The 25,471-nt window shown below is 52.4% G+C and carries 20 protein-coding genes; 12 read left to right on the top strand and 8 right to left on the bottom strand.

Annotated features, from left to right (window positions below):
* Window positions 1-20 precede the first annotated feature (20 nt).
* From RID21_RS19085 to RID21_RS19070, 4 genes are all read right to left on the bottom strand, one after another.
* Window positions 21-2,342, bottom strand: coding sequence for an alkaline phosphatase D family protein (locus tag RID21_RS19085; protein WP_350191582.1), 2,322 nt, complete (start codon window positions 2,340-2,342; stop codon window positions 21-23).
* A 161-nt stretch (window positions 2,343-2,503) separates the two neighbouring features.
* Window positions 2,504-4,609, bottom strand: coding sequence for an alpha/beta hydrolase family protein (locus RID21_RS19080; RefSeq protein ID WP_350191580.1), 2,106 nt, complete (start codon window positions 4,607-4,609; stop codon window positions 2,504-2,506).
* 149 nt (window positions 4,610-4,758) lie between these two features.
* Entirely contained in the window at window positions 4,759-5,811 is a 1,053-nt protein-coding gene (locus RID21_RS19075; protein ID WP_350191578.1) for an agmatine deiminase family protein, read from the bottom strand.
* Window positions 5,808-6,704, bottom strand: a complete 897-nt coding sequence (locus tag RID21_RS19070) for a carbon-nitrogen hydrolase (protein WP_350191576.1) — start codon at window positions 6,702-6,704, stop codon at window positions 5,808-5,810. Before RID21_RS19070 ends, RID21_RS19075 begins: the two co-directional genes overlap by 4 nt.
* Before the next feature lie 317 nt (window positions 6,705-7,021).
* Here RID21_RS19070 and RID21_RS19065 point away from each other — a divergent pair, with 317 nt between their 5' ends.
* The 4 genes from RID21_RS19065 (at window position 7,022) to RID21_RS19050 (ending at window position 12,550) form a co-directional block, all read left to right on the top strand.
* The gene (locus RID21_RS19065; protein ID WP_350191574.1) at window positions 7,022-8,701 is read left to right on the top strand and encodes an NAD-dependent malic enzyme; all 1,680 of its coding nucleotides are present in this window, start codon (window positions 7,022-7,024) and stop codon (window positions 8,699-8,701) included.
* Between the two features lie 46 nt (window positions 8,702-8,747).
* Window positions 8,748-10,442, top strand: coding sequence for an alpha-keto acid decarboxylase family protein (locus tag RID21_RS19060; protein ID WP_350191572.1), 1,695 nt, complete (start codon window positions 8,748-8,750; stop codon window positions 10,440-10,442).
* A 74-nt stretch (window positions 10,443-10,516) separates the two neighbouring features.
* Complete coding sequence (gene yciA, locus RID21_RS19055; protein WP_350191570.1) at window positions 10,517-10,927, top strand: acyl-CoA thioester hydrolase YciA; 411 nt, start codon at window positions 10,517-10,519, stop codon at window positions 10,925-10,927.
* A gap of 177 nt (window positions 10,928-11,104) precedes the next feature.
* Complete coding sequence (locus tag RID21_RS19050; protein WP_350191568.1) at window positions 11,105-12,550, top strand: FAD/NAD(P)-binding protein; 1,446 nt, start codon at window positions 11,105-11,107, stop codon at window positions 12,548-12,550.
* A 30-nt stretch (window positions 12,551-12,580) separates the two neighbouring features.
* Here the strand turns inward: RID21_RS19050 and RID21_RS19045 are convergent, their stop codons facing one another.
* Window positions 12,581-13,495 (bottom strand): class I SAM-dependent methyltransferase family protein, encoded by a 915-nt coding sequence (locus tag RID21_RS19045; RefSeq protein WP_350191566.1) that lies wholly within the window; start codon window positions 13,493-13,495, stop codon window positions 12,581-12,583.
* A gap of 40 nt (window positions 13,496-13,535) precedes the next feature.
* Window positions 13,536-14,501: a TauD/TfdA family dioxygenase gene (locus RID21_RS19040; RefSeq protein ID WP_350191564.1), complete on the bottom strand. Its 966-nt coding sequence runs from the start codon at window positions 14,499-14,501 to the stop codon at window positions 13,536-13,538.
* A gap of 443 nt (window positions 14,502-14,944) precedes the next feature.
* Here RID21_RS19040 and RID21_RS19035 point away from each other — a divergent pair, with 443 nt between their 5' ends.
* The 5 genes from RID21_RS19035 (at window position 14,945) to RID21_RS19015 (ending at window position 19,713) form a co-directional block, all read left to right on the top strand.
* Window positions 14,945-16,474 carry a class I adenylate-forming enzyme family protein gene (locus RID21_RS19035; RefSeq protein WP_350191562.1) on the top strand — a complete coding sequence of 510 codons (1,530 nt, stop codon included), beginning with the start codon at window positions 14,945-14,947 and terminating at the stop codon, window positions 16,472-16,474.
* 31 nt (window positions 16,475-16,505) lie between these two features.
* On the top strand, window positions 16,506-16,760 hold the full coding sequence (locus RID21_RS19030) for an acyl carrier protein (RefSeq protein ID WP_350191560.1): 255 nt from the start codon (window positions 16,506-16,508) through the stop codon (window positions 16,758-16,760).
* Between the two features lie 56 nt (window positions 16,761-16,816).
* Complete coding sequence (locus RID21_RS19025; RefSeq protein WP_350191558.1) at window positions 16,817-17,716, top strand: 2-oxo acid dehydrogenase subunit E2; 900 nt, start codon at window positions 16,817-16,819, stop codon at window positions 17,714-17,716.
* Window positions 17,717-17,800: 84 nt separating this feature from the next.
* Entirely contained in the window at window positions 17,801-19,132 is a 1,332-nt protein-coding gene (locus RID21_RS19020) for a bifunctional lysylphosphatidylglycerol flippase/synthetase MprF (RefSeq protein ID WP_350191556.1), read from the top strand.
* Between the two features lie 206 nt (window positions 19,133-19,338).
* Window positions 19,339-19,713: a hypothetical protein gene (locus RID21_RS19015; RefSeq protein ID WP_350191554.1), complete on the top strand. Its 375-nt coding sequence runs from the start codon at window positions 19,339-19,341 to the stop codon at window positions 19,711-19,713.
* A gap of 12 nt (window positions 19,714-19,725) precedes the next feature.
* On the opposite strand, the gene RID21_RS19010 is transcribed toward RID21_RS19015, so the two are convergent.
* Window positions 19,726-20,178, bottom strand: coding sequence for an SRPBCC family protein (locus RID21_RS19010; protein ID WP_350191552.1), 453 nt, complete (start codon window positions 20,176-20,178; stop codon window positions 19,726-19,728).
* Window positions 20,179-20,508: 330 nt separating this feature from the next.
* On the opposite strand from RID21_RS19010, the gene RID21_RS19005 reads away from it, so the two are divergent.
* From RID21_RS19005 to RID21_RS18995, 3 genes are all read left to right on the top strand, one after another.
* Complete coding sequence (locus RID21_RS19005; protein WP_350191550.1) at window positions 20,509-21,462, top strand: DNA-methyltransferase; 954 nt, start codon at window positions 20,509-20,511, stop codon at window positions 21,460-21,462.
* Window positions 21,463-21,623: 161 nt separating this feature from the next.
* Complete coding sequence (locus RID21_RS19000) at window positions 21,624-23,063, top strand: hypothetical protein (protein ID WP_350191548.1); 1,440 nt, start codon at window positions 21,624-21,626, stop codon at window positions 23,061-23,063.
* 91 nt (window positions 23,064-23,154) lie between these two features.
* Window positions 23,155-23,661 (top strand): hypothetical protein, encoded by a 507-nt coding sequence (locus RID21_RS18995; protein ID WP_350191546.1) that lies wholly within the window; start codon window positions 23,155-23,157, stop codon window positions 23,659-23,661.
* Here the strand turns inward: RID21_RS18995 and RID21_RS18990 are convergent.
* On the bottom strand, window positions 23,646-25,184 hold the full coding sequence (locus RID21_RS18990) for a M20/M25/M40 family metallo-hydrolase (protein ID WP_350191544.1): 1,539 nt from the start codon (window positions 25,182-25,184) through the stop codon (window positions 23,646-23,648). The genes RID21_RS18995 and RID21_RS18990 overlap by 16 nt on opposite strands.
* Between the last annotated feature and the right edge of the window lie 287 nt (window positions 25,185-25,471).

Raw genomic sequence — 25,471 nt, 5'->3', positions numbered from 1 at the left:
TATTGACGTGAAAAAGTGTCTCAGCTGATCAGTTTGGTTTCGCCTCCGTTTTCTTTCTGGTGAATCGTAACCGGCCAGCCTGGAAATTCATTGGATGCTCTCCCGTCGGTCGCATCTACCAGGAAACGATAGGAGTGCAACGTATACGTTTTTTCTTTGGGATCGATCAATACCAGACCAAAGCCGCTGCCTTTCTGATGTGCCAGATCGTAGCGGTTTTTCTCACTGGCCGGTTCCGGATTACCTACGGCGTAGACATACACCTTGTTGCCAAACCCGTCTACATATTCACCCGTATTGGGCAGACCATGTTTCGGGCGATTCTCATGCTGCATGCCGACTTCATCTGGACGCCACCAGCGGGGGTAACCTGCGGAAATCGCGGGAGTACAGAAAGCCCAGCAGCTGTCGCGCTGCTCATCGGCTCCATATTGGGACAATGTGGTCAGATGCTGATCGCCGTTGATATGCAGCGGCATCCCCTTACGGATAATACGCACAGCCCGGTTGCGGGCAGTCTGAGGCCAGCTGCCACAATCGAGGTCGGCTTTCAGGTAACCATCGTAACCGCCATGGTGGGTCGCGACTCCGGCAAAGACGGTCTGGCTGAACAGGACTTTAATCGTGTGGCCCCGCCAGTCATCGCACCAGCGTTCCAGGAATTTTTCCTGACGCTCGCCCAGCAGTACCAGGTCGGGTTTATCCAGTTTGGATGTATCGAAGTTGGCATCGGTCACATGGTCTGCCCGACCGCTGCCTGTTTCAACATGTTCAGGGCCACTCTTAAACTGCCGGTCGGCAACAATGGCAAAACCAACGTCGCCATAAACCATATCTCCATAGTAAACGCTGATATTCTGCTTGCAGGGAGTCGGGTCGGCGTAATCGGGATGATGAGCGGTACACGTTTTGTGAACTACATTCACCATCCGCGCCGGTTCCCGATAACCTCCATTCGAAGATGTGGTTCCTTCTTTCATCTTCATCCCGCCTTCCCCCCAGATATTTCCCTGGAAGACGTCATGATCGTCGGGTAGACAGATGACAGGACGGTCACGCATCGCTTCACCAAAGGCCCAGCCATGCATGTAGAATTTACGTAGATAATTCAGAATCGCGGGCTCCGCAGGTTCACGGATCAGGCCAAAGCCACCATGATCTTCATATAACTGATCGCCTGAGAAATAGAGCAGGTCCGGATCGACTTTCAGTAGATTGTTCGCTACCGGCTCATACGGAAACCCATAATCTTTCTGGCAGGTCAATGCTCCCAGTTTGAGCGGACGTCCGACAGGATTGGCGCGAATGATACCCGTTCGATCTGCATTGATCTCGGTACCATCTTTCAATTTTTCCTGATAGACCAGTTTAAAAGGCGTTTCCTCTTTTTCGTCCCAGTTGGGAACCCGAAACGTGGCTGTCCAGGCATCCGTATCCAGTTCAGCCGATCCCGCCGGTTTCCATTCGTTTCCCTTCTTGATGAACAGTAGCACTTCTTTGTTATCCTGCTCCCCCAGTGGACCTGTTAGAGCAGTCATCTTCATCACGAAACCATCGTCACTGCGCGAATCACTGAGTGAATACTGCGACCATAAGATAGGACCAAATTTATGATCGACGGAAACAGAAAATGCATCACCTGTTACCGACCAGTCGCTGAAGCGGTAACGGGCACCAATCATGCGTTTGAAACGTGGATCGAAATTGCTGACGACCGCGACGTTGCCCAGCACAGCCTGGGGAGGAAAGGTGTGTGAAATCGTATCCAGTGGCTTGTCTGATTCAGAATCGCTGACCAGCAGCGTTAATGAATACTTTTCCCCCTCGGGTTTACCAACAACGGTCAAGACACAGTCTTTCAGATCGACCGGCTGCTTGAGTTTCTGTTCTTTATTGCCCAGGATCAGTTTGCCGTTGACGACTCCCGCTTTGATTCCGCTCTTCGCGAAACAGTTGCTGCGGTATTCGTTAATATCACTTTTGACACCAATACGAAAACCGACGCCGCCGTCCTGCTGTTTGAATTCTACCTGACTGACATGGACGGACATGGTAAACGACGCTTTGGGATTCGTCAGTTGATGAGTCAGCAACTGAATATTGCGACTGCCGCCCGTTGACAGGCACTCGGCGGCCCCATCAATGATTCGCCAGTCTTCCATCGGATTGGCCCAGAATTCTTCTCCCAGCCAGACCCGATCATTCGTTTTCTTCCAGCGGCCGATGACAGGAGCGGCACTCTCTGACTTTGCTGCGGTTAATGCTGTTGTTTTTTTGAAACCGAAAAATGTCGTCCCCAGGGCAAACAGTTTCAGCGCCATCCGTCGGGTCAGTGATTGCATTAATTGTCTCCTGTCGAGCACAAACCGCCGTTCGAACCGGCGGAGATGAAATGTCGTAAATGAAGTCCAGAACCGTCATTATTAAGGGCGCAGCAGGCTTTGTCCAGCGTGGTTCAAAGAAGAACACGCTGTTTAAACTTGTTAAGAAATGCCTGTTCAGCTCAAGGCTCTCGCGTGGCCAGACCCGCTTTGACATCCGCCGGCTGGGAGACCTTGACCCGCTCTTTCCCTACCAGGGTGATCAGGTTTGGCAGGTCGTAGACCTTAAGTGATCCATGCACGGTATTGATCAGCTGATTCTGGGTTTCCGGTGTTTTCACAACTTCCCCCCAGGAGGAAATCATCCGGTTCAGATCGACTTCTGAAAAGAGTTGCGGTTCCAGAGCCGCGGCGTGCAGCGCGGGAATCCCCGTTTCTCCGATCGCGACCAGTTCAACCTGTTCTGGTTTGTCACTCGAACCATATTCTGACAGGAACCGGGCGGCGACCAGAATGTCTTCTGCCCGCAGTTTGACCATCGATTCACCCAGCAGGTAGGCCACCGCCCATTCATGATAGTTGGGGCCCAGCAGACCATGCGACCAGCCGATCTTACGATTGTTCTTGCGTGAAGTCTCTCCGATCGCACGAATATCTATCGCCAGAACGGTCTCGCCCTGTTTGACTCGCTGTTCAATCGGTCCTCCTGCTGCAGCATTCACCTGCTTGCCCTCACCATGCAGATAGAGGGTCCGTTTGCCGGTGGGGGCTTCCGGTTCAAACAGCAGCGCGGGCAGTGGGATACCGTGATCTGGTTTCAGGATCAGCTTTGTGATCTTGTAACCCGGTCGCTCAATAGAGCCGACTGTTTGGGATGTTGGGCGGGGCAGTGTCTCCAGTCGCTTGATTCCGCTCACTTCACGCACCTGATCGCGCAGCGTGCCGAGGTCGCCGCTGCTCCAGAGTTCCGCCCGTTCTTTTGCGAGCTGCTGATTCAGACCATCGTTGATTTCAAACAGCGAACGTTCGCCTGCATCGAGCAGTATCTGCCCCGACTGAGAACATTGCAGTTCCTCATCGGTAAAGACGGGCAGATCCCCTTCGAAGATCGCGTTTTCCTTGTGCAGCAGCCAGCGGTTCATCCAGCGTGCAGAACCTTCCCGCAGCTTGATAGTGAATCCATGCGGGGCGTCGGCTTCGATGATATCCACCCGCTCCGCATAACCCATGCGTGTATAGAACCGTTTGGCTTCGCGGAACAGTTCCCACGTACCATCAATTTTGAACGTCGAGTCATGTGTGCCGGCACAGATCAGCGTCGGTTTGGGAGCCCGCATCAATGTGTAATCGGCGATGTCCATGCCATAAGCCAGCTGTCCGAAGATATTCTGCTCGCCATCCTGGGGACCATTGAAGTCGATCAGGTAACGATACATGGTCGAGTAGCAGACCGGCGCTGCCGCCTGCACCCGTTCGTCCAGCGCCATGATGTAACTGGTCAGTGTGCCTCCGCCTGAATTTCCCGTACAGCCGATTCGGCTGGCATCGATCTCCGGACGACTGACCAGGTAGTCAATGCTTCGCATGCCGTCCCAGATGCGATAGCGGGCCGAGTTGCTGCCCAGGGGAATCGAGCTGACCGTCATCAGCGTATGCTCTGCCGTGCAGTAATACTGTACCTGTGGATGAGGCGGACGATAGCGACTGCCTCCTTTGAAGAATTCATTGGGTTGCTCTGACAATACCTGGTACCGTTCCCCCTGCCCGATCGGATCGTAGCAGAGTGCTGCCATCCCGTTTTTGGCCAGCAGCATGCAGGCCCGCTGGTATCCGTCTGATGCTTTTCCGTTATGACTGTGTCCGCAGGGGACCAGCACTCCCGGATAAGGGGGCGGCGTGGTGGGCAGATACAGGTTGGCGGTCACATGATGCCCGGGCCAGCTTTCGTAAATCACATTCTCGACTCGAAATCCGTCCCCCTTCAGTTTTCCGATCACGCGGGGATTCAGCGGCGTTCGTTCCGGAAATCCGCCAATCTGTGTTTGGAAGAAATCTTTCATCCGCTTCTGGTAGGCTTCACAGTCCTCCGGGGTTTTGATGTTTTCATAGACCTCTTTCCGTTTCGCGAATGCTGCATGCGCCCGTTTTTGCAGAGCCTGGTACACCAGACCGGACTCGGCGGCTTCGCCCGTCATTGGTGGCAGGACCGTGAGGTCTTCCGCAGAATAGACGAGCAGCGTGCTATTGAGAGTGAAAACACAAGCGAACAGTGACAGCAGGCATTTCATGGTAGAAGACCTCGGCAGCAGGAGTTCGGGCAGGTATCAGTAGTCGCTGCAGAAACGGCGACCGGCGGATAAATAAACAATATTAAATATGATACCTGTGTCGAACAGCAGACTCAATCGAATCCTGCGAGGTCAGGCAGGATTTGAGATTATTTTGCTGCTACGGCAATCTCATGACTCAGACAATGCAGCGTTCCCAGCCCCCAGACCAGATCGACTGCATGAATGCCAATCACCTGGCGATCCGGATAAAGCTCGCTCAGAATTCCCAGGGCCTGCACGTCGTTTGGATCGTTAAACGTTGGCATCAGCACACAACCGTTGGTGACCAGAAAATTCACGTAGCTGGCGGGGAGTCGTAAATCCTCAAAGTCGAGACGACCCGGCATGGGCATTTCTACCACTTTGAGCTTGCTGCCGTCTTCGAGGCGTGCACTTTTCAGACGCTCCCGATTCTGTGCCAGACGACGATGATTGACATCTTTTTTGTTCGGCTCCACGCAGGCAACAACGGTCGTCGGATTCACAAACCGGCAGATGTCATCCACGTGGCCGTGCGTGTCATCTCCTTCGATGCCGTCCCCGAGCCAGATGACATTCGAAACGCCCAGATATTCTGCAAAGACAGCGGCGTAGTCTTCTTTTGAGAAGCTGGGATTACGCACCTGGGTTTTCTGGTCGAGCAGACATTCCTCGGTTGTGATCAGGGTGCCCCGTCCGTTGACTTCGATCGCTCCCCCTTCCAGAACCACGGGACGTCCCTCATAGGTGACCTCCGTCAGGGGGAGCTTTAATGACTGCGCGACTGCAGAGGGGATTTGCCAGTCCAGGCGATGATTGGGATACTTGGCCCAGCCGTTAAAGCGAAACTGGAGTGCCTCGCGTTTGCCGTCACTCCGCTGCACGACGATCGGTCCCGAATCTCGCATCCAGCTGCGGTTCGTATTCTGCAGAATGTATTTGACCTGCTTCGTATTCGCGTGCGCCTGCTGCAGCATGGCAGCGACTTTCTGCTGCAGTGCCTCATTTTTCACAACCAGCAGCACGCGCTCATACTCGACCACCTTGCGGATGATTTCGATGAATGCCCATTGGATGACTTCGTACTTCCCCGGCCAGTCATTGCCATTATGCGGAAAGCAGAGCAGCGTGGCCTGGTGTGGTTCCCATTCAGCGGGCAGTCTGCGGGTGATCTCGCTCATGGCGTGGGATCGTCATGATAGAGTTTCAGAATATTGCCATATGCGTCAATCCGGCGGTCACGCAGGAAAGGCCAGTTCTGGCGAACCTCAGCGGTCTGATCCAGATCGACCTCTGCAATCAGAATTTCTTCCTGGTCCTCTGATGCCTGGACGATAATTTCTCCCTGCGGCCCACAAATGAATGAGGAGCCCCAGAATTCAAGGCCCGCCTGTTCCGGCTCCGGCTGTTCGAAGCCAACGCGGTTGACTGCAGCCACGAACGTCCCGTTGGCGATCGCATGACTTCGCTGAATTGTCATCCAGGAATCATGCTGCTTGGGCCCGTATTCTTCTTTTTCGTGGGGATGCCAGCCGATGGCGGTTGGATAGATCAGCACATTCGCCCCGGAGAGTGCCGTGATCCGGGCTCCTTCGGGGAACCACTGGTCCCAGCAGATGAGTGTTCCGATTTTCCCGAAACGGGTGGGGATCGCTTTGAAACCGAGGTCGCCGGGCGTGAAATAGAATTTTTCGTAGAAGCAGGGATCGTCGGGAATGTGCATCTTGCGATACAGACCAGCTTCACTGCCATCGGCGTCGATGACGTAGGCGCTGTTGTGATACAGCCCTTCGGTCCGTTTCTCAAAGAAAGGTACTACAATAACGACGCCCAGTTCTTTGGCCAGGTTGCTGAAGGCCGTGAAGGAGGGACCATACAGGGGTTCGGCGAACTTGAAGTACTCCGTGGTTTCCTTCTGACAGAAATAGAATGAGCTGTAGAGTTCCGGCAGACAGATGACCTGTCCCCCTTCTTCAGCGGCAGTACGGACCCAGTCCAGACATTTCGTCAGGTTTTCATCCGGAGTGCCATTCAGTGAGACCTGCACCAGTGCAAGTTGGAAGCGACGGACCATAAGACAAACTTATCCAGGAAATGAAAAGCAGAAAACTTAGAATCCGGTCAATCGGAACCGGGCCATGTGGATATTTACGATATCTGTTTCCGAGTTGCAAGGAGTGGATGCTAAACTTAAAACGTTTGCCGGCAATTTGCAGGGGGATGATTACTCTGCGCGAAGGTTTCAGGAATCGGGGCAGTTTCCTGAGAGTAACATCGACAGATTGGCTCTGTTTCCAGTATTCTATGCCTGTCGCCGGCGAATGCCAGAGGCGGCACGCCCGTTTCTCCTCATCCACTCGCGATCCTTCTTTTTTTAGGGCAATTCTTACTATGAATTCAGGACGGTCAACCGAAGAATTTTCGATACAGAAACGGGGACATCTGCTGATTGAGGATCCCCTCCTGAATAAGGGGACCGCCTTCAGCGACCAAGAACGCAGCCAGTTCGGTCTGGTGGGCCTCCTGCCACCCCATATCGACACGCTTGAGGAACAGGTTGAACGCTCCTATGAAGCCTTTTGCGATTTTCAGAACGATATCGATAAACATATTTTCTTAAGACAACTGCAGGACGAGAACGAGACTCTGTACTACCGGCTGCTGCTGGAGCACATCACCGAGATGATGCCCATTGTTTATACGCCGGTGGTGGGCTTGGCGTGTGAACGGTTCAGCCACATTTATCGTCGTCCCCGCGGAATTTTCATTTCTTATCCCGAACGTGATCAAATGGACGAGATCCTGGAAAATATCGAACGGGATATCGAAGTCATCGTGGTGACCGACGGGGAACGCATCCTGGGACTGGGCGACCAGGGGGCCGGCGGGATGGGAATTCCCATCGGTAAACTCTCGCTTTATACCCTCTGTGGCGGGATTGATCCGGCCAAGACACTCCCGATTCTCCTCGATCTGGGGACGAACAACGAAGAACGCCTCGATGATCCCCGCTACGTCGGCTGGCGGGAACACCGCATCAAAGGGGCGGAATACGATGCCTTTATCGATCAGTTCGTCCAGGCCGTCAAGAAACGGTTTCCGGACGTACTCCTGCAGTGGGAAGATTTCGCTTCAGTCGATGCGGAGCGAATTCTGGATAAATATCGGGATGACCTGTGTACCTTTAACGATGACATCCAGGGAACCGCCGCGGTCACAACAGGCACCATTCTCGCTGCCATTGAAGCAGCCGGCGGAAAACTCACCGACCAGAACATCGTCATGCTGGGGGCCGGTTCTGCAGGAGTGGGCATCTGCCTGCAGTTGAAACAGGCCATGCTTCAGTCCGGCTTGAGTGAGGATGAAGCAAAGGCCCGGTTTTATGTGATCGACCGAGATGGACTCCTGCATTCCGGCCGAAACGATCTGGATGAATTGCACCAGCTACTCGCGCAGTCACCAGAGAACCTCCAGGGCTGGGACTGCGATGTGAGTGGTGCGATCTCTTTCGCGGATGTCGTCCGCAATGCAAAACCAGGCGTCCTGGTTGGCGCCACGGGACAGACGGGCGCATTTACCGAAGAGATTATCCGGGAAATGGCCAGCCACGCAGAACATCCCGTCATCTTCCCGCTTTCGAATCCAACCTCACGGGCCGAAGCGACACCCGCAGACCTGTTAAAATGGACGGACGGCAAAGCCGTTATTGCCACCGGCAGCCCTTTCGATCCAGTGGAATATAATGGCGTGACACATATCATTGCCCAGTGTAATAACAGTTACATCTTCCCTGCGATGGGTCTGGGGATTCGGGCTTCCCGGGCGCGACGGGTTACCGATTCCATGTTCATGGCGGCAGCGTTTGCCTTAAAAGAGGCCTCTCCGGCCCTCAAGGATCCGACGGCTTCGCTACTCCCTTCTCTGACGATTATCCGCGACGTGGGTCGATCGATTGCCCGGGCTGTCGCGCAGGCAGCCATTGATGCTGAAGTCGCAGATTCCATGACCGCTGAGGAAATCGATCAGCGGATCGAAGAAACCATGTGGAAACCCGAATACAAGTCTCTCTAATTCGACTGATCGTCTCGCCAGCATTTTTTGTCTGTAAGGAACACTCATGACTGACCATTGTACCACCACCGTCGGTTCTTATCTGGCTGACCGTCTCGAAGAAATCGGCTTGAAGCATTACTTCGCCGTCCCGGGAGACTACAACCTGGTTCTGCTGGACCGGATCCTGGAGAATAAGAATCTGGAGATGATCTCCTGCTGTAATGAATTGAATGCCGGCTATGCTGCAGATGGTTATGCCCGGGCCACCGGTGGAGCCAGTGCCGTGTTCGTAACTTACAGTGTCGGTGGTCTGAGCCTGCTCAATGCTGTTGCCGGAGCGTATGCGGAAGACCTGCCTGTCATCGCTGTTTCCGGCGGCCCGAATACGAATTCTGAAGCCGAATTCGAAATGTTGCATCACACACTGGGGAAACTGGACTACGATTACCAGCGAGATATCTTTTCCAAAGTGACAGCGGAAGCGGTCACGATCCGCGATCCCCATGAAGCTCCAACGAAAATCGACCATGCGATTCAGACCGCCCTGCGGTTTCGTAAGCCGGTCTACATTGAAATCGCCTGCAACATTGCGGATGCAATCACCTCCAAACCAAATGTTCGCTCCTTTGGTGGTCCAACTGCCAGCGACCCCGTCTCGCTCCAGGCAGCCGTCGATCATGTGGCGAATCTGCTCAACAACGCAGCCAAGCCCGTTCTGGTCTCGGGGGTCAAGCTCCGTTCCTTTGGAGCCGAGGAAAATTTTCACAAGCTGGCTGATGCCTCAGGCTACGCGATTGCCAGTATGCCCAATGCCAAGGGCTTTTTTGACGAACAGCATCCGAATTATATGGGCATTTACTGGGGGCCTGTCGGATCGCCTGGCTGTGGCGAAATCGTCGATTCTTCAGATCTCTGCCTGTTCGCCGGCCCGACTTTCACCGATTACACGACAACGGGACACGCCGCACTGGTAGACCCGAGTAAGGTGATTCAGGCTCGCCCCAACAGCGTAGTCTGCCCGAATCAGACTTTCAGCAATGTGAAACTGTCCGAGTTCCTCGAGCAACTGGCTCCCCGCATCAAAGCCAACGATGCTTCCATGGTCGCTTATAAACGAATTCAGGAAGATCCGCCTGCACTATCTGCTGGTGCCCCCGAGACGCCTCTCTCGACCCGACAGCTGGTTTCGCGTGTCCAACAGATGCTGACCGCAGATTCCGCTGTCATTGCAGAAACGGGAGATTCCTGGTTCAACGGTATGCAGCTCAATCTGCCGACCGGATCCCGATTTGAAATCCAGATGCAATACGGTTCCATCGGCTGGTCTGTGGGAGCGCTGCTGGGATACTGTATCGGGGCGCCGGAACGACGGCCCATCGCATTGATCGGCGATGGTTCGTTCCAGCTGACCGCACAGGAAATATCAACCATCATCCGGTACAACCTGAATCCGATCATCTTCCTGATCAACAATGGCGGCTACACCATCGAAGTCGAAATTCACGACGGACCGTATAATAATATTAAGAACTGGAACTACGCTGATCTGGTTCATGTTTTCAATGCTGCGGACGGAAATGGCTGGAGTGGTAAAGCGGCGACTGAAGGCGAACTGGATGAGGCGATCAAAACGGCCAAGTCGCATAATGGTCCTGCTTTTATTGAAGTTATGATCGACCGCGATGACTGCAGTAAAAATCTGCTCGTCTGGGGCAGTCATGTTGCCAAAAACAATGGTCGACCCCCGCGAGTCAACTGAGCTGATCTGAGACACTTTCGAGGTGTCAGATTGACGAGTCCGTCGCCGACAATAGAGAAACAGGAATGACACCAATGGAAGAGCTCTGTGACCTCCCGGAAGGAAAACTGATTCTGCGCACGCTGGCCATGCCTGCGGATACGAACGCCAACGGAGACATCTTCGGCGGCTGGATCATGTCGCAGATGGATATTGCTGGTGGGATTCTCTCAAAAGAGGTAGCAGGTACCCGCACCGTCACGATTGCGGTAGAGTCGATGAAATTCATTCGCCCGGTCAAGGTGGGAGACGTTGTCTGCTGTTATGGCCAGATTGATCGGATCGGGACAACTTCGATCACCCTCTCGCTGGAGGTCTGGGTTCAGCCAGTACTGCGACACGAAGCGTCCGACTGCCCCCGTTTTAAAGTCACCGAAGCCGCCTTTACCTACGTGGCCATCGATGATCAGGGAAACAAAACTCCTATTGTTCAGCAGGACTGCTGATTGAGACCGGGCCGTTTATGGGCCGTTGTCTGTTGCTGGTAATACGATCTGGGTACAATTCAGAAGACTCCCTGAGTCAGATCGCAGTCATTCCATCAGCAAACATTCTGAGTGACACACTCACAGCCGGAACCCTTTTACTCCGGTCGACGCGGTGTGCGAAAGGACCGGACTCTCATGAAGACAGTGGCGATTATTGGAGGCGGATTCAGCGGGACCATGGCAGCGGTGAATCTGGCACGATTGAGTGACGGCCCGCTCTGCATTCAACTGATCAACGACCGCTATCCACTGGGACGTGGCGTCGCTTATGGCACGAAACGGGAAGAACATCTGTTGAATGTCGCCGCTCGCAACATGTCTGCCGTCCCCGACCATGCCAATCACTTTCTGGACTGGTTACGCACTCGCGTCGATTACAGCGACCTGCCCGATCCGCAACTGCGTGAGACTTATGTTCCCCGTCGGATCTATGGCGATTATCTGCGAAGTATCCTCGCGAATTACATGCAGCCGATTGATTCACATCATCCGGCGGAGATCCGCGTCATCGAAAATGAAGCCGTCGACATAGAATATAATTATGACGGGAGTGCTGAGATCACGCTCCGCGATGGTTCTACTTTAGAAGCTGATCGCGTGCTGCTGGCGACAGGGAATCAGCCTCCCTCTTCACTGGCTGGGGAAGATTTTGCGCATCCCGCCTATTCAGCAGATCCATGGGGAAACTGGATGGAAAAGATTCCGGATCCCGATCAGGACATCATTGTGCTCGGCACCGGATTGTCGATGATCGACGTCTTTCTCACGCTCAGCGAACTGGGCTGGGAAGGGAATATGATCGCAGTGTCGCATAACGGCATGATTCCGCAGGCTCATTTCCGCGGCATTGAATATCCCGACTTCCTGCCAGAAGAGCCGGAGAGCCTGGGCCTCGAAAACCTGGTCCAGTTACTGGAAAAACATTGTCGGCAGCTGCAACGGATAGGTGAGAACCCAGGCATCGTCGTTGATCGACTGCGGCCCCACACGCAGCGGATCTGGCAGCAGTTTGACCTCGAAGAAAAACAGGAATTTCTCAAACGTTACGCTGCCCGCTGGAATGTGATCAGACATCGGATTGCGCAGCCGATTCATCAACGGGTGACGGAAGCGATTACCGAAGGACGCCTCAAAGTAGTACGGGGCAGAATCACAGGAATCACGTCTCAGAATGATCAGGTCGTGGTGGATGTTCAGAATAAAGCTGGGTTAACCCAGACGCTTGAGGGGGGACTGGTCATTAATTGCACCGGACCCAATTGTGGATTCTCTGGCACCAGTGTGCCACTGTTCCAGAATCTGCTCAAACGGGGACTCATCCGGCCCGACGAACTGGATATGGGCATCGATGTCGGTGCTGATTTCGCGGTGATTGATGCGGAAGGAAATCCCTCTGAGTTCCTGTTCGCTGTTGGACCGTTGATGAAGGGGACTCTCTGGGAGACCACAGCAGTTCCCGAACTGCGTGGTCAGGCGATGCGTGTCGCGCAGTTGCTGTTGGATGATGTCGCTCTGGTCACGCCGGGACACGATTACAGGATGTCAGTCGAAGAGGAACACGTCATCGAATATTACATTTGAGACGTTGGCGTCAGCCCTGCATCACAGTCTTCAATCTGACTCTGACGCCGGTTTCACTGCGGTCACAATCGGATAGATTCCCATCGGTTCGGTTACCTGGTCGATGACGCGAAATCCGACTGTTTCCAACATCCTTCGTACATCATCGCCTGAGCGTCTGATGTGCTGTAGATTGAAGATCCGTTTGAGAGAGGGAGCACCATGCCAGGGATCGAGAATCCCATGCGTGACCAGATTTCCTCCCGGGACCATGATTGTATGCAGTGAGGTCAACAGTTCGTGTAACTGCTGGTCATTCAAGTATTCGATGAGACCGATCAGTTTGACGATATTCGGTTTGACATCCTGTAATACCGTCTGAATCTCACGCGCATCTCCCTGCAGGAAGCTGATACAGTCTGCAATTTCGAGTTGTTCTGCCAGTTGTTGTCCGTATTCGAAGGCATCATCATCCAGGTCGATCAGGTGGGCGTGGACTTCATCCGCGGTTAACTGCAATCGGGAAATCGCGGTCTGCACATGTCGACCCGGGCCAGCACCGACGCCCATGAGAATGACGGGACCGTCCGACTGACAAGCCTGAATCAGATCGATCAGGATTTGGGTTACCGTCTGCAATCGATTTCGCGAAGCTCTGGAAATGGGGTTATCCAAGATCGCCTGTCGATCCAAAAGGTCGACTGGTGCATCTTTCCGGTACAGGATTTCCATAGCCCTCCAGCCACCAGGGCGGCGGAAGGTCTCCGCGAGCAACTCGCTCTGACTCGACTGTAGCAATCTTTTGAGCCAACCGGCGGGGATCAGATAATTTTTGTAAGGATTGATCAGCCAGTTCCCGATTCGCTGTCCTCGGGTCATTGTTTCCAGCGGCTGCTGAAGATCCTGGGGAAGCCAGATCGCAGCAGAATCGGTGTCTGACTCAGGTGTTGCCGTTGTATGTGCCATACCGTCCTGCCTTAGTGGTTAGACATTTAAAACTCTGTATTTATCCCATTGCAACGAGAATCTTCCGTGGTCCTGCATAAGGCATCCGGCCATGGGCGACACTGAAATTATCCAGGGCCAGCACATCTCCCTGCTGCCACGGGAAGATAACGGCCGTCTCCCACAGGGTCTTTCGAACTACTGCGAGATCCTCATCGGTAATGGGGGAACCATCCCCGTAATACGCGTGGGTCGGCAGGTTTTCTTCTCCAAACCGCTGCAGCAGTTGGGCGCGGTTTCGTTCATTCACATTGGTGATATGCCAGAGATCGGCCTGGTTAAACCAGAGCATTTCTCCTGTAACTGGATGGGCCAGCGTGCCGGGGCGAATGGACCAGGTACGCAGGTTTCCATCGGCCGTCCATTCAAATTCGATGTCGTTGTCTTTGAGGTATGCTTCGACCTGATCCCGATCACTGGTTTCGAAATAATCCATCCAAGACTTGCCGATCCCCCGCTCCTGCCCGTGCATGTTCTTGACATAGCGGACTCCCCGTTCTTCGAACTTCGCCAGAATCTCGGCTGGCATCTCCCGGTAGAGTTTTCGGCAGTCGACGATCGGGGTTTCTCCCCCGGTTTCCGCAGCAAGATGACAGTGGAATACGATCCGCGGGGGAGGCGATTTGGTGTAGGAAAGCTCGTTGTGCAGCGTGATGCGAAACTGGGCAGGAAATTCGGTGGAAGTATATACGTTTCCGGTCACTTTGGTGCGGGGAGACTGTCCCTCGACGTACGGCTTTAACTCTGGAATCAGCGCCTGGGCCACGTCCTCAAATTCATCAATTTCCTGAATGGTGAATCCACGCAGCAACACGCCTCCCTGCTCCAGCAGAGTCTGGTCCAGCCAGTTCCGTTCCCGTGAGATGAATTCAATCAGGTCACTCAGGGAGGCAGACCCCTGTTCGGCCGGTTCAATGAGCAGAGGCAGGGTTTGTGGCTTTTCCAGATTCGAAGTCTTCACTTGCACGGGACTTACTCGGAATTAGAGAAAGGTTGAATGGCATATAAAGGTCAACCGGAGATTGTTGCTGGTGAAAGGGGCCTCAATCAGTGATATCGGCTACTTACTGAACGGGCGGATGATAGTTCTGAATAGATTGGGTGTAAATCCCTTTAAATCCCCTGTGATATTCGTTCTGTTTGGGCGGATGGGTGAAATAGGTTGTTTGGTCTGGTCGTCCTGATAAAAACGGGGGTATGTATACCGATTCAGCGGTGCAAACGATCATGGAACGCCGATAAGGATGAGGGATATTACCCTCCGATTTACGATCGTCCGAGGGATTTTCTCTGAAGAGAGCAATTTACACTTTGAGACCGTTTCGTATGCACTTCCCCATCGACTTTCTCTCCAGCCTCAGGCTGGTCCAGCATCCGCTAGCAGCCTCTCCCATAACCCTTTTGGAGGAGGTGACCTCTCAAAGCAGAGGAGCAGGGCTGGTCGATCGACTACTGGAAATTGCAGCTCTGCATAGTGAGCAACCCGCGGTTTCCACATCTGAGCGGACCTTGAGTTATGGTGAGCTGATTTTACTGGTCAGGCAAATTTCCGAACAGCTGTCTGGGATCACCGGTTTTGAATCTGGAAGCCGTGTTGTACTGCTGGTTCCCAATTCCGTGGAGTATATCGCTGCTTTCTACGCAGTCTTGTTCGCTGGCGGTGTCGTTGTGCCTGTTCCAGCGAATACGGAGAGCGGCGCGCTAAAGAATATTCTGGATTCAACGCAGGCGATCTGTACGATTACAACCACCCCGGTTTTAAGGCGTCATCCGGATCTGGAAGAATTTACTGTAAAGGGCATGGTTTCAGAGGAATCTGCGACTGGAACAGTTCCAGTAAATACACTCAATCCGGTTGCACGCTCTGAGAAGAGCCTGGCTGCGATTTTTTTTACATCCGGTTCCAGTGGAATGCCCAAGGGGGTCATGCTGAGTCATGGGAACCTGATCTCTAACGCGCAATCGATCCAGGAATACCTGCAGTTGCAGGCAGACGAACGGCCTATCTGCGTCCTGCCTTTCCATCATGCGTTTGGAAACTCGGTACTGCAGTCTCACCTTCTAAAGGGGACGCACCTGATTCTGGACGGGAATACCATTTTTCCTGAAAGCATTCTGGAAGCAATGATCCGCCATGAATGTACCAGTCTCTCAGCGGTCCCCGACCTGTATCGGATTCTACTGGAACGAACTTCGTTTAAGCAGACGCAGTTTCCACATCTGCGTTATATGTCTGTTGCCGGAGGTGCCCTGCCTCATGCACAAGCCGTCGAAATCAGCGACGTCATCCATCCGGCCCGGTTCTTTGTCATGTATGGACAGACGGAAGCTACGGCTCGCTTGGCCTATGTACCACCGGAGCAACTCGCCGGTGTAAGCGACGGCTCCATCGGTCAGGCAATACCCGGAGTAACGCTGCAGATCGTGGACGAAAGTGGACAACGTGTGACTGCAGGTACGGTCGGCGAGCTGCGGGCTCGTGGCCCCAACATCATGCAGGGCTACTGGAGAGATGCAGAAGAGACCCGCAAACGGATCCACAACGGCTGGCTCTATACGGGAGATCTGGCCACCTTCGATCAGTCAGGCAGAATCGTCATCAAAGGTCGACGAAATTCACTAGTCAAAATTTGCGGTTATCGCGTGCACCCAGCTGATCTGGAGCAATTCGCGCTGCGAACTTTTCCCCTGTCGCAGGCGGTGGCGGTCCCCTTTGAAGCAAAGAATACAGGTACGCGGCTGGCATTGTACATCGAAACCACTCCAGAAGGTACGGGACTCACGGAAGCAGAAATGCTGAGCGTCTGTCGCAGCCAGCTGCCACGCCAACTTGTGCCGGACCGGATCCGGATCTTACAGAAAATACCATTAAATCCCGCCATGAAAGTTGATCGGGTCAAGCTGTCAGAACTGGCAGCAGTCGGCGATCTGGAATCTTAACTTTCGTCTGCAACTGCAAAGGACACGATAAATGAGTGCATCGATCCAGGAACAACTGGTTGAATTTCTCAACTCCGTCACCGGACAGACAATATCTGACAGCACCGAACTGATTGATTCCGGTCTGCTGGATTCCCTGACGATGATGGACCTGCTGGTCTTCGTCGAATCTGATTTTGAAGTACGACTCGATTTTCAGGATATCAGACCAGATTTATTTAAAAATCCCGCCACGATTTCTCAACTGATTGCCGAGCGACAGGCAGAGCAGAAGAAGGCTGCCTGAAACTGCTCTGAACAGGATGTCAGAGCTTTACTAATTCAATAGACAGGATGTCTGATATGTATTGGGCGACAAAGAGTAAACCGGTGCCACTCTCCGAGATTGGCTGGATCAATACCACCTATCTCGCGAGTACATCACTCCGCTGCGATCCGATGCTCGTCTGGGGAACCACGGTCGATACCGAAGAGCTGGAGTCCTTTCTGGAGGAGCAGCGCAGCCGCAACTGCACTATGCTCACTCCCGCGCATGTTCTGGTACGTGCCGTGGCTGAAAGCCTGCGACAGCATCCAGAAGTCAACCGCCGAGTGATTGGGAAAAAAGTCTACCAGTACGAGGGCGTGAATATCGTCATGCCGATGCTGCAGACCAGCACTGGCGAAGTCGATTGTGTCTTCATGCGGAAAGCTGAAGATTATTCACTCGACGAGATCGCGGGTTTCTTCTGGGAATCTGCCCGAGAAAAATCGATGCAGGTGGCCCGTGATAGAAAACGTGCCAAAGAGGGATCGACGTTTAAAAACGCATTGATCAACCTGGGACGCTGGCTCCAACTTTCCTGGATTCTGCACACCTCGAAGGTAGGATTCACGGCTGGCAACTGGCTTCGGGCTCCCACCATCTGGCCCTGGCAGCAGGGACTGAATCATGCCGGGGCATTCGTCAATTATCTGGGGTTCTCAGGTGCACCGCCGTTGATTGCCCATAAACCCGCGTCGCTCCCGCTGAATGCTTACTGCATCGCCGTCACTATGGGAGCGACTGAAAAGCGAGCTGTCGTTGTGGATGACAAAGTCGTCGTGCGTAAACAGGCTTCCCTGTTTGTGCGGCTGGACCATCGAATGGTCAACGGAAATCAGTCTGCAGCGTTCATCAATACGCTGCGCGGCTTTCTGATGCACCCGCAGAGTCTGGTTCAGCAGTCTGAGGATACAGAATTACAGAAACGGGCTGCCTGAACTGAAGTTGTAATTCATTTAGAAATCCTGCTTCCCTTACGGGGATGTTCTGTACCACGGTCCGTTAATTTTCGGAGCACAAAAATGTCGTCAGCTGATTCTCATTCCAGACAGGGCCTGCAACTGCATCAGTGCGATCAGGGGCAGGCACGCCAGAACCAGCACGTCGACCAGCTGAACATTCAGAACGCAGACCGTGTTGAAAGAGCCAGTACACGGTGGCGGATCGATCCATCGCATCAGGCGTTCGATCAAGAACCGCTGGGTCTACCCGAGGAGCACACAGAAACAGAACTGCGCGATTTTATTTTTGAGCATGGCAGATATTTTGATTCCTATCTGGCTTCCGAACCGGATCGTGATCAGTTCTGGTCTCAGGGGAAACGGGGATTGATCTCCTACAAACGCTGGTACCGGCATGTCATCATCGGCGGAGGCCTGATTGCTCCCGAACCTCATAAGCCTCAACTGGTACGCGAATTTCTGGATTATGCGAAACAGAACCGACTATCAATTGCTTTTCACAACATCGGAGAAGCAGATCTTCCCCTGTTCCAGGAAATGCAGTTTCAGGTGACCAAGTGGGGCGAAGACCCAATGATCGATCTGGATACCTGCACCTGGCAGGGAAAAGATTATGAATGGGTTCGCCGACAGACCAATTATTGCCTCAGGCAGGGGATGACTGCCTGCGAGGTTCGTCCAGATCAACTGCATCCGCTGCACTGGTCCGATATCATCTCAGAGGTCATTGAAGTAGCTGACGAATCGTTGACGCGTAAACCTCAAAAAAAAGCGATGCGTTTCTTTGAGGGACGAATTGATAATCATGCACTCGGGCGACGGCGCCTGTTCGTTGCCCGCTACCAGGGACGGATCGAAGGCTTTGTGATCTGTAATCCCATTTTGAATGGGACCGGCTGGGCGACAGAACTCTATCGGCATCGCCTGGATTCGATCAAAGGTACCATGGCCTTCCTGATTCATTTCGTATTACAGCAACTGAAACAGGAAGGCGTTGCGCAAGCCGGGCTCTGTCTGGATCTGGGGCGTGACTGTCACCGCCTGCCTGGGGACAGTGCATTGGTAAGGCACGGCCTGCGATTTGCAGAAAATTATCTGACCAGCATTTTTGATTTTAGCGGACTGCGACATTTTAAGAGCCGTTTTCGACCACGCTATGAAAAGCGGTTCGCCTGCGTTTATCCCAAGGTCACCATCGGTTCGATTCTAGCCTTCGTCAGTACTACCGGCGTACTCGATCTGCATTACGGACGCTATTCCCGCATCCTCTACGATCAGCACTGCAAACGAAAGCTCCGCCGAAATCTGGCGACTGGTAATTCGACGCAGTCTGACACTGCTGCTTCGCCGAAAACGAATTCTAAACCTTTCTCTTTGCGGAAGAGTGCCTGATTCCCGGAAAACACAAATCTGTCTGGTTCGTAACCTGTATTCTGCCAATAGCTTAGTGTAGGCGGGGTCTATAATGCCTGAGAGGTTCACAGCAAGTTCCAGAAAAAAGGGACCAAAATTGTCGCTGCTGTCAGCGCTTTGACGAGTTTCAGTCAGAGAAATCATTCTTCTCTCTCAAAATTCGATTCAGGCAGGAGCAGGCGACGATGTCACGATTCATGCTGATTGCAGTGCTGGGGATGTTCTGCCTTTCCCAGGTCCGGGCTGGGGAGACACGGACCTGGGAAGGGAAATGGAATAACCGTAAGTACAATACCACGGGCCCCTTGAAATGCGTCGCTACGTCTGACGACAAGGGAAACTGGAAAGCCACCTTTACCGGGCTCTTTAAAGGGGATCCCTTCAAATACGCGGCGACCTTTCAGTCTAAATCCACAGGCAGTGAATACAAGCTGTCAGGTAAGGCGACGATTCGCGGGCATCAGTACCAGTGGATTGGCTTGATGAAAGGAGCAACACTTAGCGGAAAGTATAAGTCGAATATCGGCTACTACGGTGAATTCGTTCTCAAAGAGAAATAGTAAATCATCTACTTACAATTCGCCTTCCGTAGTTATCTGCTCTTTGATCCGTTGCAGGTTCGTCAGACCGGTTGGCTTGCCGATTTTCATAATCAACTTGACCAGCAGCCAGCCCCAGAAGGGGATTTCTCTCTCGAAAATAATGCGTTCGACAATTTGGGTGGCGCGTCCGCCGGGAATGATTTCATAAACCACGGTCATATGCTCAGGATCTCGCTTTTCTGGCTCTGTTTGAATGACGATATTACAGGTGACCTTTAACGGATCATCATCTTCCGGAACCATACCGGCAAATTCCAGTGTTTTGCCTTTGAACTCCATCTCGCCGAAACAACGATTCCCCTCTACTGTGACCGATTTAATCTTATCGTTGATCTTGGGCCAGTTCTCAAGATCGCTGAGCCATTCATGAATGACCTGCGGAGATGCATTCAGTTTCGTCTTTTCGGACAGCTCTAGTTTCATTTGTGGAGACATTCTGTCAGCTGGTTTGTTTTATTGAAGATTGCTAAGTATGTTTCGAATGAATTTTGACTGCAAGACTGAGTTGTTCGCTCCTCGTTCCTGGGACAGATAATAGTATTTAGTGACAGTTCCAGGATCTACCACAGCAGGGGGATTCAACTCTTTCCCGAAAATACAATTTCGTATATTCTTGTCCCGGGTCTTTTATCTGGTACATCAGATAAAAGACTGTGATGAGTTGCGAACTGCGAACGGACGTCAAAGCGGACATTAAGCTGCAACAATGACCTTTCGCTTTCTGATACGAAACCCGGCGAAAGAAAGAGTCAGATGAAAAACAATCCTCTGCCGCGCCTGGACGAAGATTTGGTTTTGAGAGAACAACTGTTACCATTCTGCCGATTAAAACCGGGAGAAGTCTGGGATGATCCCACCGGTCGACATCGAGTGGCCTGCGCAGATGCTACCAATTCAGAACAGATCAGCAGACTGATCGGCGAGGATCGTCCTGTTCTGGCGATTCAGGACCCGCCCTATAACCTGGTCGCCTTCGATCTGCGTAATATCGATAAGTTTATTGAGTGGTGTGCCGACTGGGTACGCATGTCTGCCCGCTTTCTGAGTTCGGATGCTTCCTTTTATGTCTGGCTGGGCGCGGATCAGAATCAGCATTTTCAACCTTTACCCCAGTTCATGATAATGATGCAGCAGACCGGGTTGTTCGACTCACGGTCCCTTGTCACCATGAGGAACCAGCGTGGGTATGGCACACAGAAAAACTGGATGGCCGTACGTCAGGAACTCTTATACTACACGCGTGGTAATCCATTTTTTGAAGTGCAATACACGGATATTCCGAAGATCCTGCGCGGGTACTATAAAAACATCAACGGAAAAAAGACGGAGAACCTCGAACGGGGCCGTTCCGAAAACATCAGGCCCGGGAATGTCTGGGTCGACATCCAGCAGGTCTTCTATCGCATGGAAGAAAATGTTTCCGGATGTTATGCCCAGAAGCCGATCAAATCGGTCGAACGAATTCTGCAGGCCAGTTCTCAATCGGATGACTTTGTACTCGATCTGTTTGCTCATTCCGGTACAACACTCATTGCCTGTGAGAAACTGGGCCGCCGCTGTCTGACCGCTGACCTGGATCCCATTTTCTGTGAGATCAGCATTCGTCGGCTGGAACATTTGCGTGCGACTGGGAAATCCGGTTGGCAGAACGGGCACCCCTTTGAAGACATTCCCGATTTGAATCCGCAGGCCGTTTCAGAAGGTTGAGTTCCGGTTGCCGGTTCGGTTTAAAGTAAAGCTGCACTGATGATGCCCGCTGGTTTCATCCATTGATGCAGATTGTTGTATTGGTAGTTCCTCATTCTTATAATTGTGGAAGCAACTTACGTACACAAAAATGCAGACCATCATCCAGAGGAGCAGACCAGATGACGTTTAAATACAGCCGACTTATGTCAGGGGCAGGAATCTGGGGGGCCAGTTTCTGTTTCTTCCTGTTCGTTTTCAGCACAACCACAACGTTTGCGGCTGATAAGGTTCTGAAGGCAGGGGCTGCGACCAGCAATATTACGCCGCCTCTGGGAGAATATATCGTCGGTGGATTCAAACCGTTTCCAGCTGAAAACGTACACGATGAACTGCACGCCCGGTGTCTGGTACTGGATAACGGTGAAACCAAAATTGCCTTCGTGATTTGTGATAATCTGGGGATCACTGTTGATGTATTTCAGGCGGCCCGGGATTACATCAAAGCAGAAACCGATTTGCCACCCGAAAATATTCTGATGGCGGCCACCCACACGCATTCCGCTACCCGCGCCAGTAGTTCCAAGTATCACGACTTCCTGGCACGAAGAATTGCTGATTGTGTTCGCTGCGCAATGGAAAATCGGGAACCGGCACGCATCGGCTGGGGCGGCGTAGATGAACCTTCTGAAGTCTTTAACCGTCGCTGGTATACCACAAATCCTGATTTCTGTAAGAATCCATTTGGTGGGGTCGACAAAGTGCGAATGAATCCACCCCGGGGCAATGCCGCTCTGGTAAAACCCGCAGGGCCCATTGATCCGGAAATCTCGTTCATCAGTGTGCAGTCGCTGGATGGTCGACCGCTGGCACTCCTGGCTAATTACTCTCTGCATTATGTGGGGGGCGTCAAGAAAGGAGAAATCTCTGCAGATTACTTCGGTATCTTTTCAGAAAAAATTGGCCCCCTGCTCGGAGCAAAGCCGGAAGACCCTCCGTTTGTGGGAATGCTGTCGAACGGCACCAGTGGTGACATCAATAACATCAATTTCCAGAAGCCCGGCAAACGGATGGCCGCTTATGAAAAGATGAACCAGGTAGCAGACTTGGTAGCCAGACGAGTAGCCGAAGCCTGTCAGCAGGTAAAGTATCAGACCTGGGTTCCTCTGGGTGCAGCCAATGCAGAACTGACGTTAAAAGTCCGGAAACCCGATGCCGAAATGCAGGCTTATTTCAAAAAGGTGATGGCCCAACCAGAGAACGCGGAACAGCATCATCGTTACGAGCGTAATTATGCAGGGCGAGTCCAGCGGCTCCTGGAAGGTCCTGATGAAATTACCGTAATACTGCAGGCATTGAAAATTGGTGATCTGACTGTTGCCGCGATCCCCTTTGAAACCTTTTGTGAAATCGGTCTGGAACTGAAAGAAAAAGCACCTTTTGAAGATGCTTTCACGATTGAACTGGCGAATGGTTACAACGGTTATCTGCCTACACCCGAGCAGCATAAACTGGGAGGGTATGAAACCTGGATGGGAACCAACCGGGTCCAGTTGGATGCTTCAGATAAAATTGTGGCAGTGATCCTGGACCTGATGCAAAAACTGAAATCTCAACCCTGATGTCTCTGTGCTCATCTTACAGCTGAATTTCGTATCAGAGGTGTGGTTCGATACAATGCGATTTTCTCTCACCCACTGACAGGACCGAATGATGCGCAAGCAACCAAAGCGAATGATGTATGCCGGGGGAGGCGTTTTAATTCTGGGGATCATTCTGGGTCAGTTCATCGGATTAACGCCCGGCATTAATTCCGGTCCAGGTGAGGGAGAAGAGAAGGCTGAACCACAGGCGGAAGAGAGTTCACCCTCCGTAATGGCGTCTACTGACTCAGATATGATCCCGGTTTTAATCCAACCGGAACCACGAGAACAGAAAACCCTGGCAGAGCTCCCCTTACAGGTCCTCGATATTTTGATCGACGATCGCAGTTACAAGGTCAAAGCCGACTCACAACCCCGCGAAAAATATCAGCCCGCTGATATTCAAACCATTCTCACGCTGGCAGGGCGGGCTACTGGGGACGAGGATGGTGTCAAAGTTCGCGTCTATCGTACCGGCTCTGCACGCGTGGTGCCGGAAAAGACTCTCAAAGAGGAACTGACACAATCCGGTCTTGATGCACACCAGGTCGAATGGAAATCTCATCTCATTGATTGAACTTCAAAGCTCCGCAGTCGTCCCTCGCGTTCGACCTGCAGTTTTAGAGGCAGAGGCAGATCTTTTACCAGTTCGCGAAATTCATCACTGCTCTCAAACGACCGTCCGCTGATCTCATAGATCCGGTCATTGATTTTCAAACCGGCAAGATCTGCAGGTGATGATTTGATAATGTTCGAGATCACCATGACTTCGGGTTCGGTTTCATCAGTCTGCCATTGAATTCCCAGTTTGAGTTGATTGCCTGAAAGTTCTACGGGGATTTCCAGTAGTTCCTCTTCGTTTTTTCGCTTGATCTGCAGCCTGATCTTTTCAGGGGAGCTTCTCACCAGTGCATCGAAGCCCGGTGCTTCTACAGGCGATCGTCCGTCAATTTTAATGATCTCATCTCCCACCTTCAGGCCGGCGGCATCCGCTGCTGAACTGGCCAGAACCTGGGTAATCATCAGGTGCCCTTTCTCGTACTTGTCTGCATTCCAGGCCACTCCCAACCGGGGCGGCTCCTGTGTCGTGATTCTAGTTTCCTGGTCGATCCCAGCCAGAATATCCTGATCTGCTGAACGGTATTCAGGCTTTTTATCCTGCATAGCAAATTCAAATACCAGTTGGGTCAACAACTGGGCACATTTCTGGGTGCCTTCGTAATCGATTTTAAACGCATCGTCTTCGGGACGATGATAGTCGTCATGCTTTCCGGTATGCAGCATCAGGAAGGGAATCCCCTTCTTGTAGAAAGGCCAGTGATCGCTGTCGGGACGGATTGCACTGTCGAATTTGATTTTCAGATCCGTGTCGCGATGATTGCATTTGACTGTGCAGGATCTCAAGCCGATGGAAGAACGGGATCCAAATAGAGTCAGCGGTTGTTTTTTGAGACGCCCGACCATGTCCAGGTTGAAATAAATTTGGATCTGTTCGAGTGGAACACTCGGGTAATTCATCCAGTGTCGGGAGCCTAACAGCCCCATTTCTTCTGCATCCCAGAAGGCAAAGAGGAAAGAACGCCGGGGGAGCTCTTTATGCTCGGAGATGGCTTCAATGATTTCCAGCAGAGCTGCAGTTCCGCTGGCGTTGTCATCAGCTCCATTATGAATCTGACCAACCCCACCCCGACTGTTCGAGGGCTTGCCGTACCCCACATGATCGTAGTGAGCCCCGATAACAATGTATTCATTTTTTAATTTGGGGTCGTTACCGGGAATGATTCCCAGAATATTTCGAAATCCCCCATCGAACTCCTGAAAGTAGCCTTCTTCACCCATACCTGGTTGGACACCGTGCTTCTGTAAAAAATTGCGGATATAGGTTCCAGCCGCCTGGCCACCCTGGGTACCTGCTTCGCGTCCTTCGAGTGCGTCACTGGCCAGGAACTCGATATGAGATTTCAGCTCATCTGTCTGAATCGAACTGGATGCGGTTTTCGCTGTAACCAGATAACTGGTCTCGGCAGCATTCGACGCAGAGAAACCCGCGACCCAGGTCAGGCAGAAGAAAAGCAGAGAATGCGTGAATTGGGATGGCAACCATGGACCATCTGGTTGGCTGCTCAGTCTGGTGACTGGGGGAGAGGCCATTGGGCGTTGGGTTTTCCGTTTCACACCGATGATTTCTATTCAAAGTGGAATGGGAGATTTTGGAGTCTACCTATTTTTACTCGATGACGTATTTTTGGCTAGTGCAGTATACAAGTGTGTTGTTGCCAGGCAAGTGGTAATGGGGTTACAACGACTGGTATTGCATATATTTACGCATTTTCGATAAAACACAGTCTTCGGTCCCTGCGATTCTATCGGCAGAAATTGCTGCTAAG

The organism is Gimesia sp. (assembly GCF_040219335.1).
GTDB lineage: Bacteria > Planctomycetota > Planctomycetia > Planctomycetales > Planctomycetaceae > Gimesia.
Note: the sequence above shows the minus strand (reverse complement) of the source record. Positions and strands in the feature narration are given on the sequence as shown.

What these genes read in the sequence shown, in the direction of transcription:
- RID21_RS19085 (WP_350191582.1), bottom strand. Translation starts at nt 2,342, where the DNA reads ATGCAATCACTGACCCGACGGATGGCGCTGAAACTGTTTGCCCTGGGG.
- RID21_RS19080 (WP_350191580.1), bottom strand. Translation starts at nt 4,609, where the DNA reads ATGAAATGCCTGCTGTCACTGTTCGCTTGTGTTTTCACTCTCAATAGC.
- RID21_RS19075 (WP_350191578.1), bottom strand. Translation starts at nt 5,811, where the DNA reads ATGAGCGAGATCACCCGCAGACTGCCCGCTGAATGGGAACCACACCAG.
- RID21_RS19070 (WP_350191576.1), bottom strand. Translation starts at nt 6,704, where the DNA reads ATGGTCCGTCGCTTCCAACTTGCACTGGTGCAGGTCTCACTGAATGGC.
- RID21_RS19065 (WP_350191574.1), top strand. Translation starts at nt 7,022, where the DNA reads ATGAATTCAGGACGGTCAACCGAAGAATTTTCGATACAGAAACGGGGA.
- RID21_RS19060 (WP_350191572.1), top strand. Translation starts at nt 8,748, where the DNA reads ATGACTGACCATTGTACCACCACCGTCGGTTCTTATCTGGCTGACCGT.
- yciA (WP_350191570.1), top strand. Translation starts at nt 10,517, where the DNA reads ATGGAAGAGCTCTGTGACCTCCCGGAAGGAAAACTGATTCTGCGCACG.
- RID21_RS19050 (WP_350191568.1), top strand. Translation starts at nt 11,105, where the DNA reads ATGAAGACAGTGGCGATTATTGGAGGCGGATTCAGCGGGACCATGGCA.
- RID21_RS19045 (WP_350191566.1), bottom strand. Translation starts at nt 13,495, where the DNA reads ATGGCACATACAACGGCAACACCTGAGTCAGACACCGATTCTGCTGCG.
- RID21_RS19030 (WP_350191560.1), top strand. Translation starts at nt 16,506, where the DNA reads ATGAGTGCATCGATCCAGGAACAACTGGTTGAATTTCTCAACTCCGTC.
- RID21_RS19025 (WP_350191558.1), top strand. Translation starts at nt 16,817, where the DNA reads ATGTATTGGGCGACAAAGAGTAAACCGGTGCCACTCTCCGAGATTGGC.
- RID21_RS19020 (WP_350191556.1), top strand. Translation starts at nt 17,801, where the DNA reads ATGTCGTCAGCTGATTCTCATTCCAGACAGGGCCTGCAACTGCATCAG.
- RID21_RS19015 (WP_350191554.1), top strand. Translation starts at nt 19,339, where the DNA reads ATGTCACGATTCATGCTGATTGCAGTGCTGGGGATGTTCTGCCTTTCC.
- RID21_RS19010 (WP_350191552.1), bottom strand. Translation starts at nt 20,178, where the DNA reads ATGAAACTAGAGCTGTCCGAAAAGACGAAACTGAATGCATCTCCGCAG.
- RID21_RS19005 (WP_350191550.1), top strand. Translation starts at nt 20,509, where the DNA reads ATGAAAAACAATCCTCTGCCGCGCCTGGACGAAGATTTGGTTTTGAGA.
- RID21_RS19000 (WP_350191548.1), top strand. Translation starts at nt 21,624, where the DNA reads ATGACGTTTAAATACAGCCGACTTATGTCAGGGGCAGGAATCTGGGGG.
- RID21_RS18995 (WP_350191546.1), top strand. Translation starts at nt 23,155, where the DNA reads ATGCGCAAGCAACCAAAGCGAATGATGTATGCCGGGGGAGGCGTTTTA.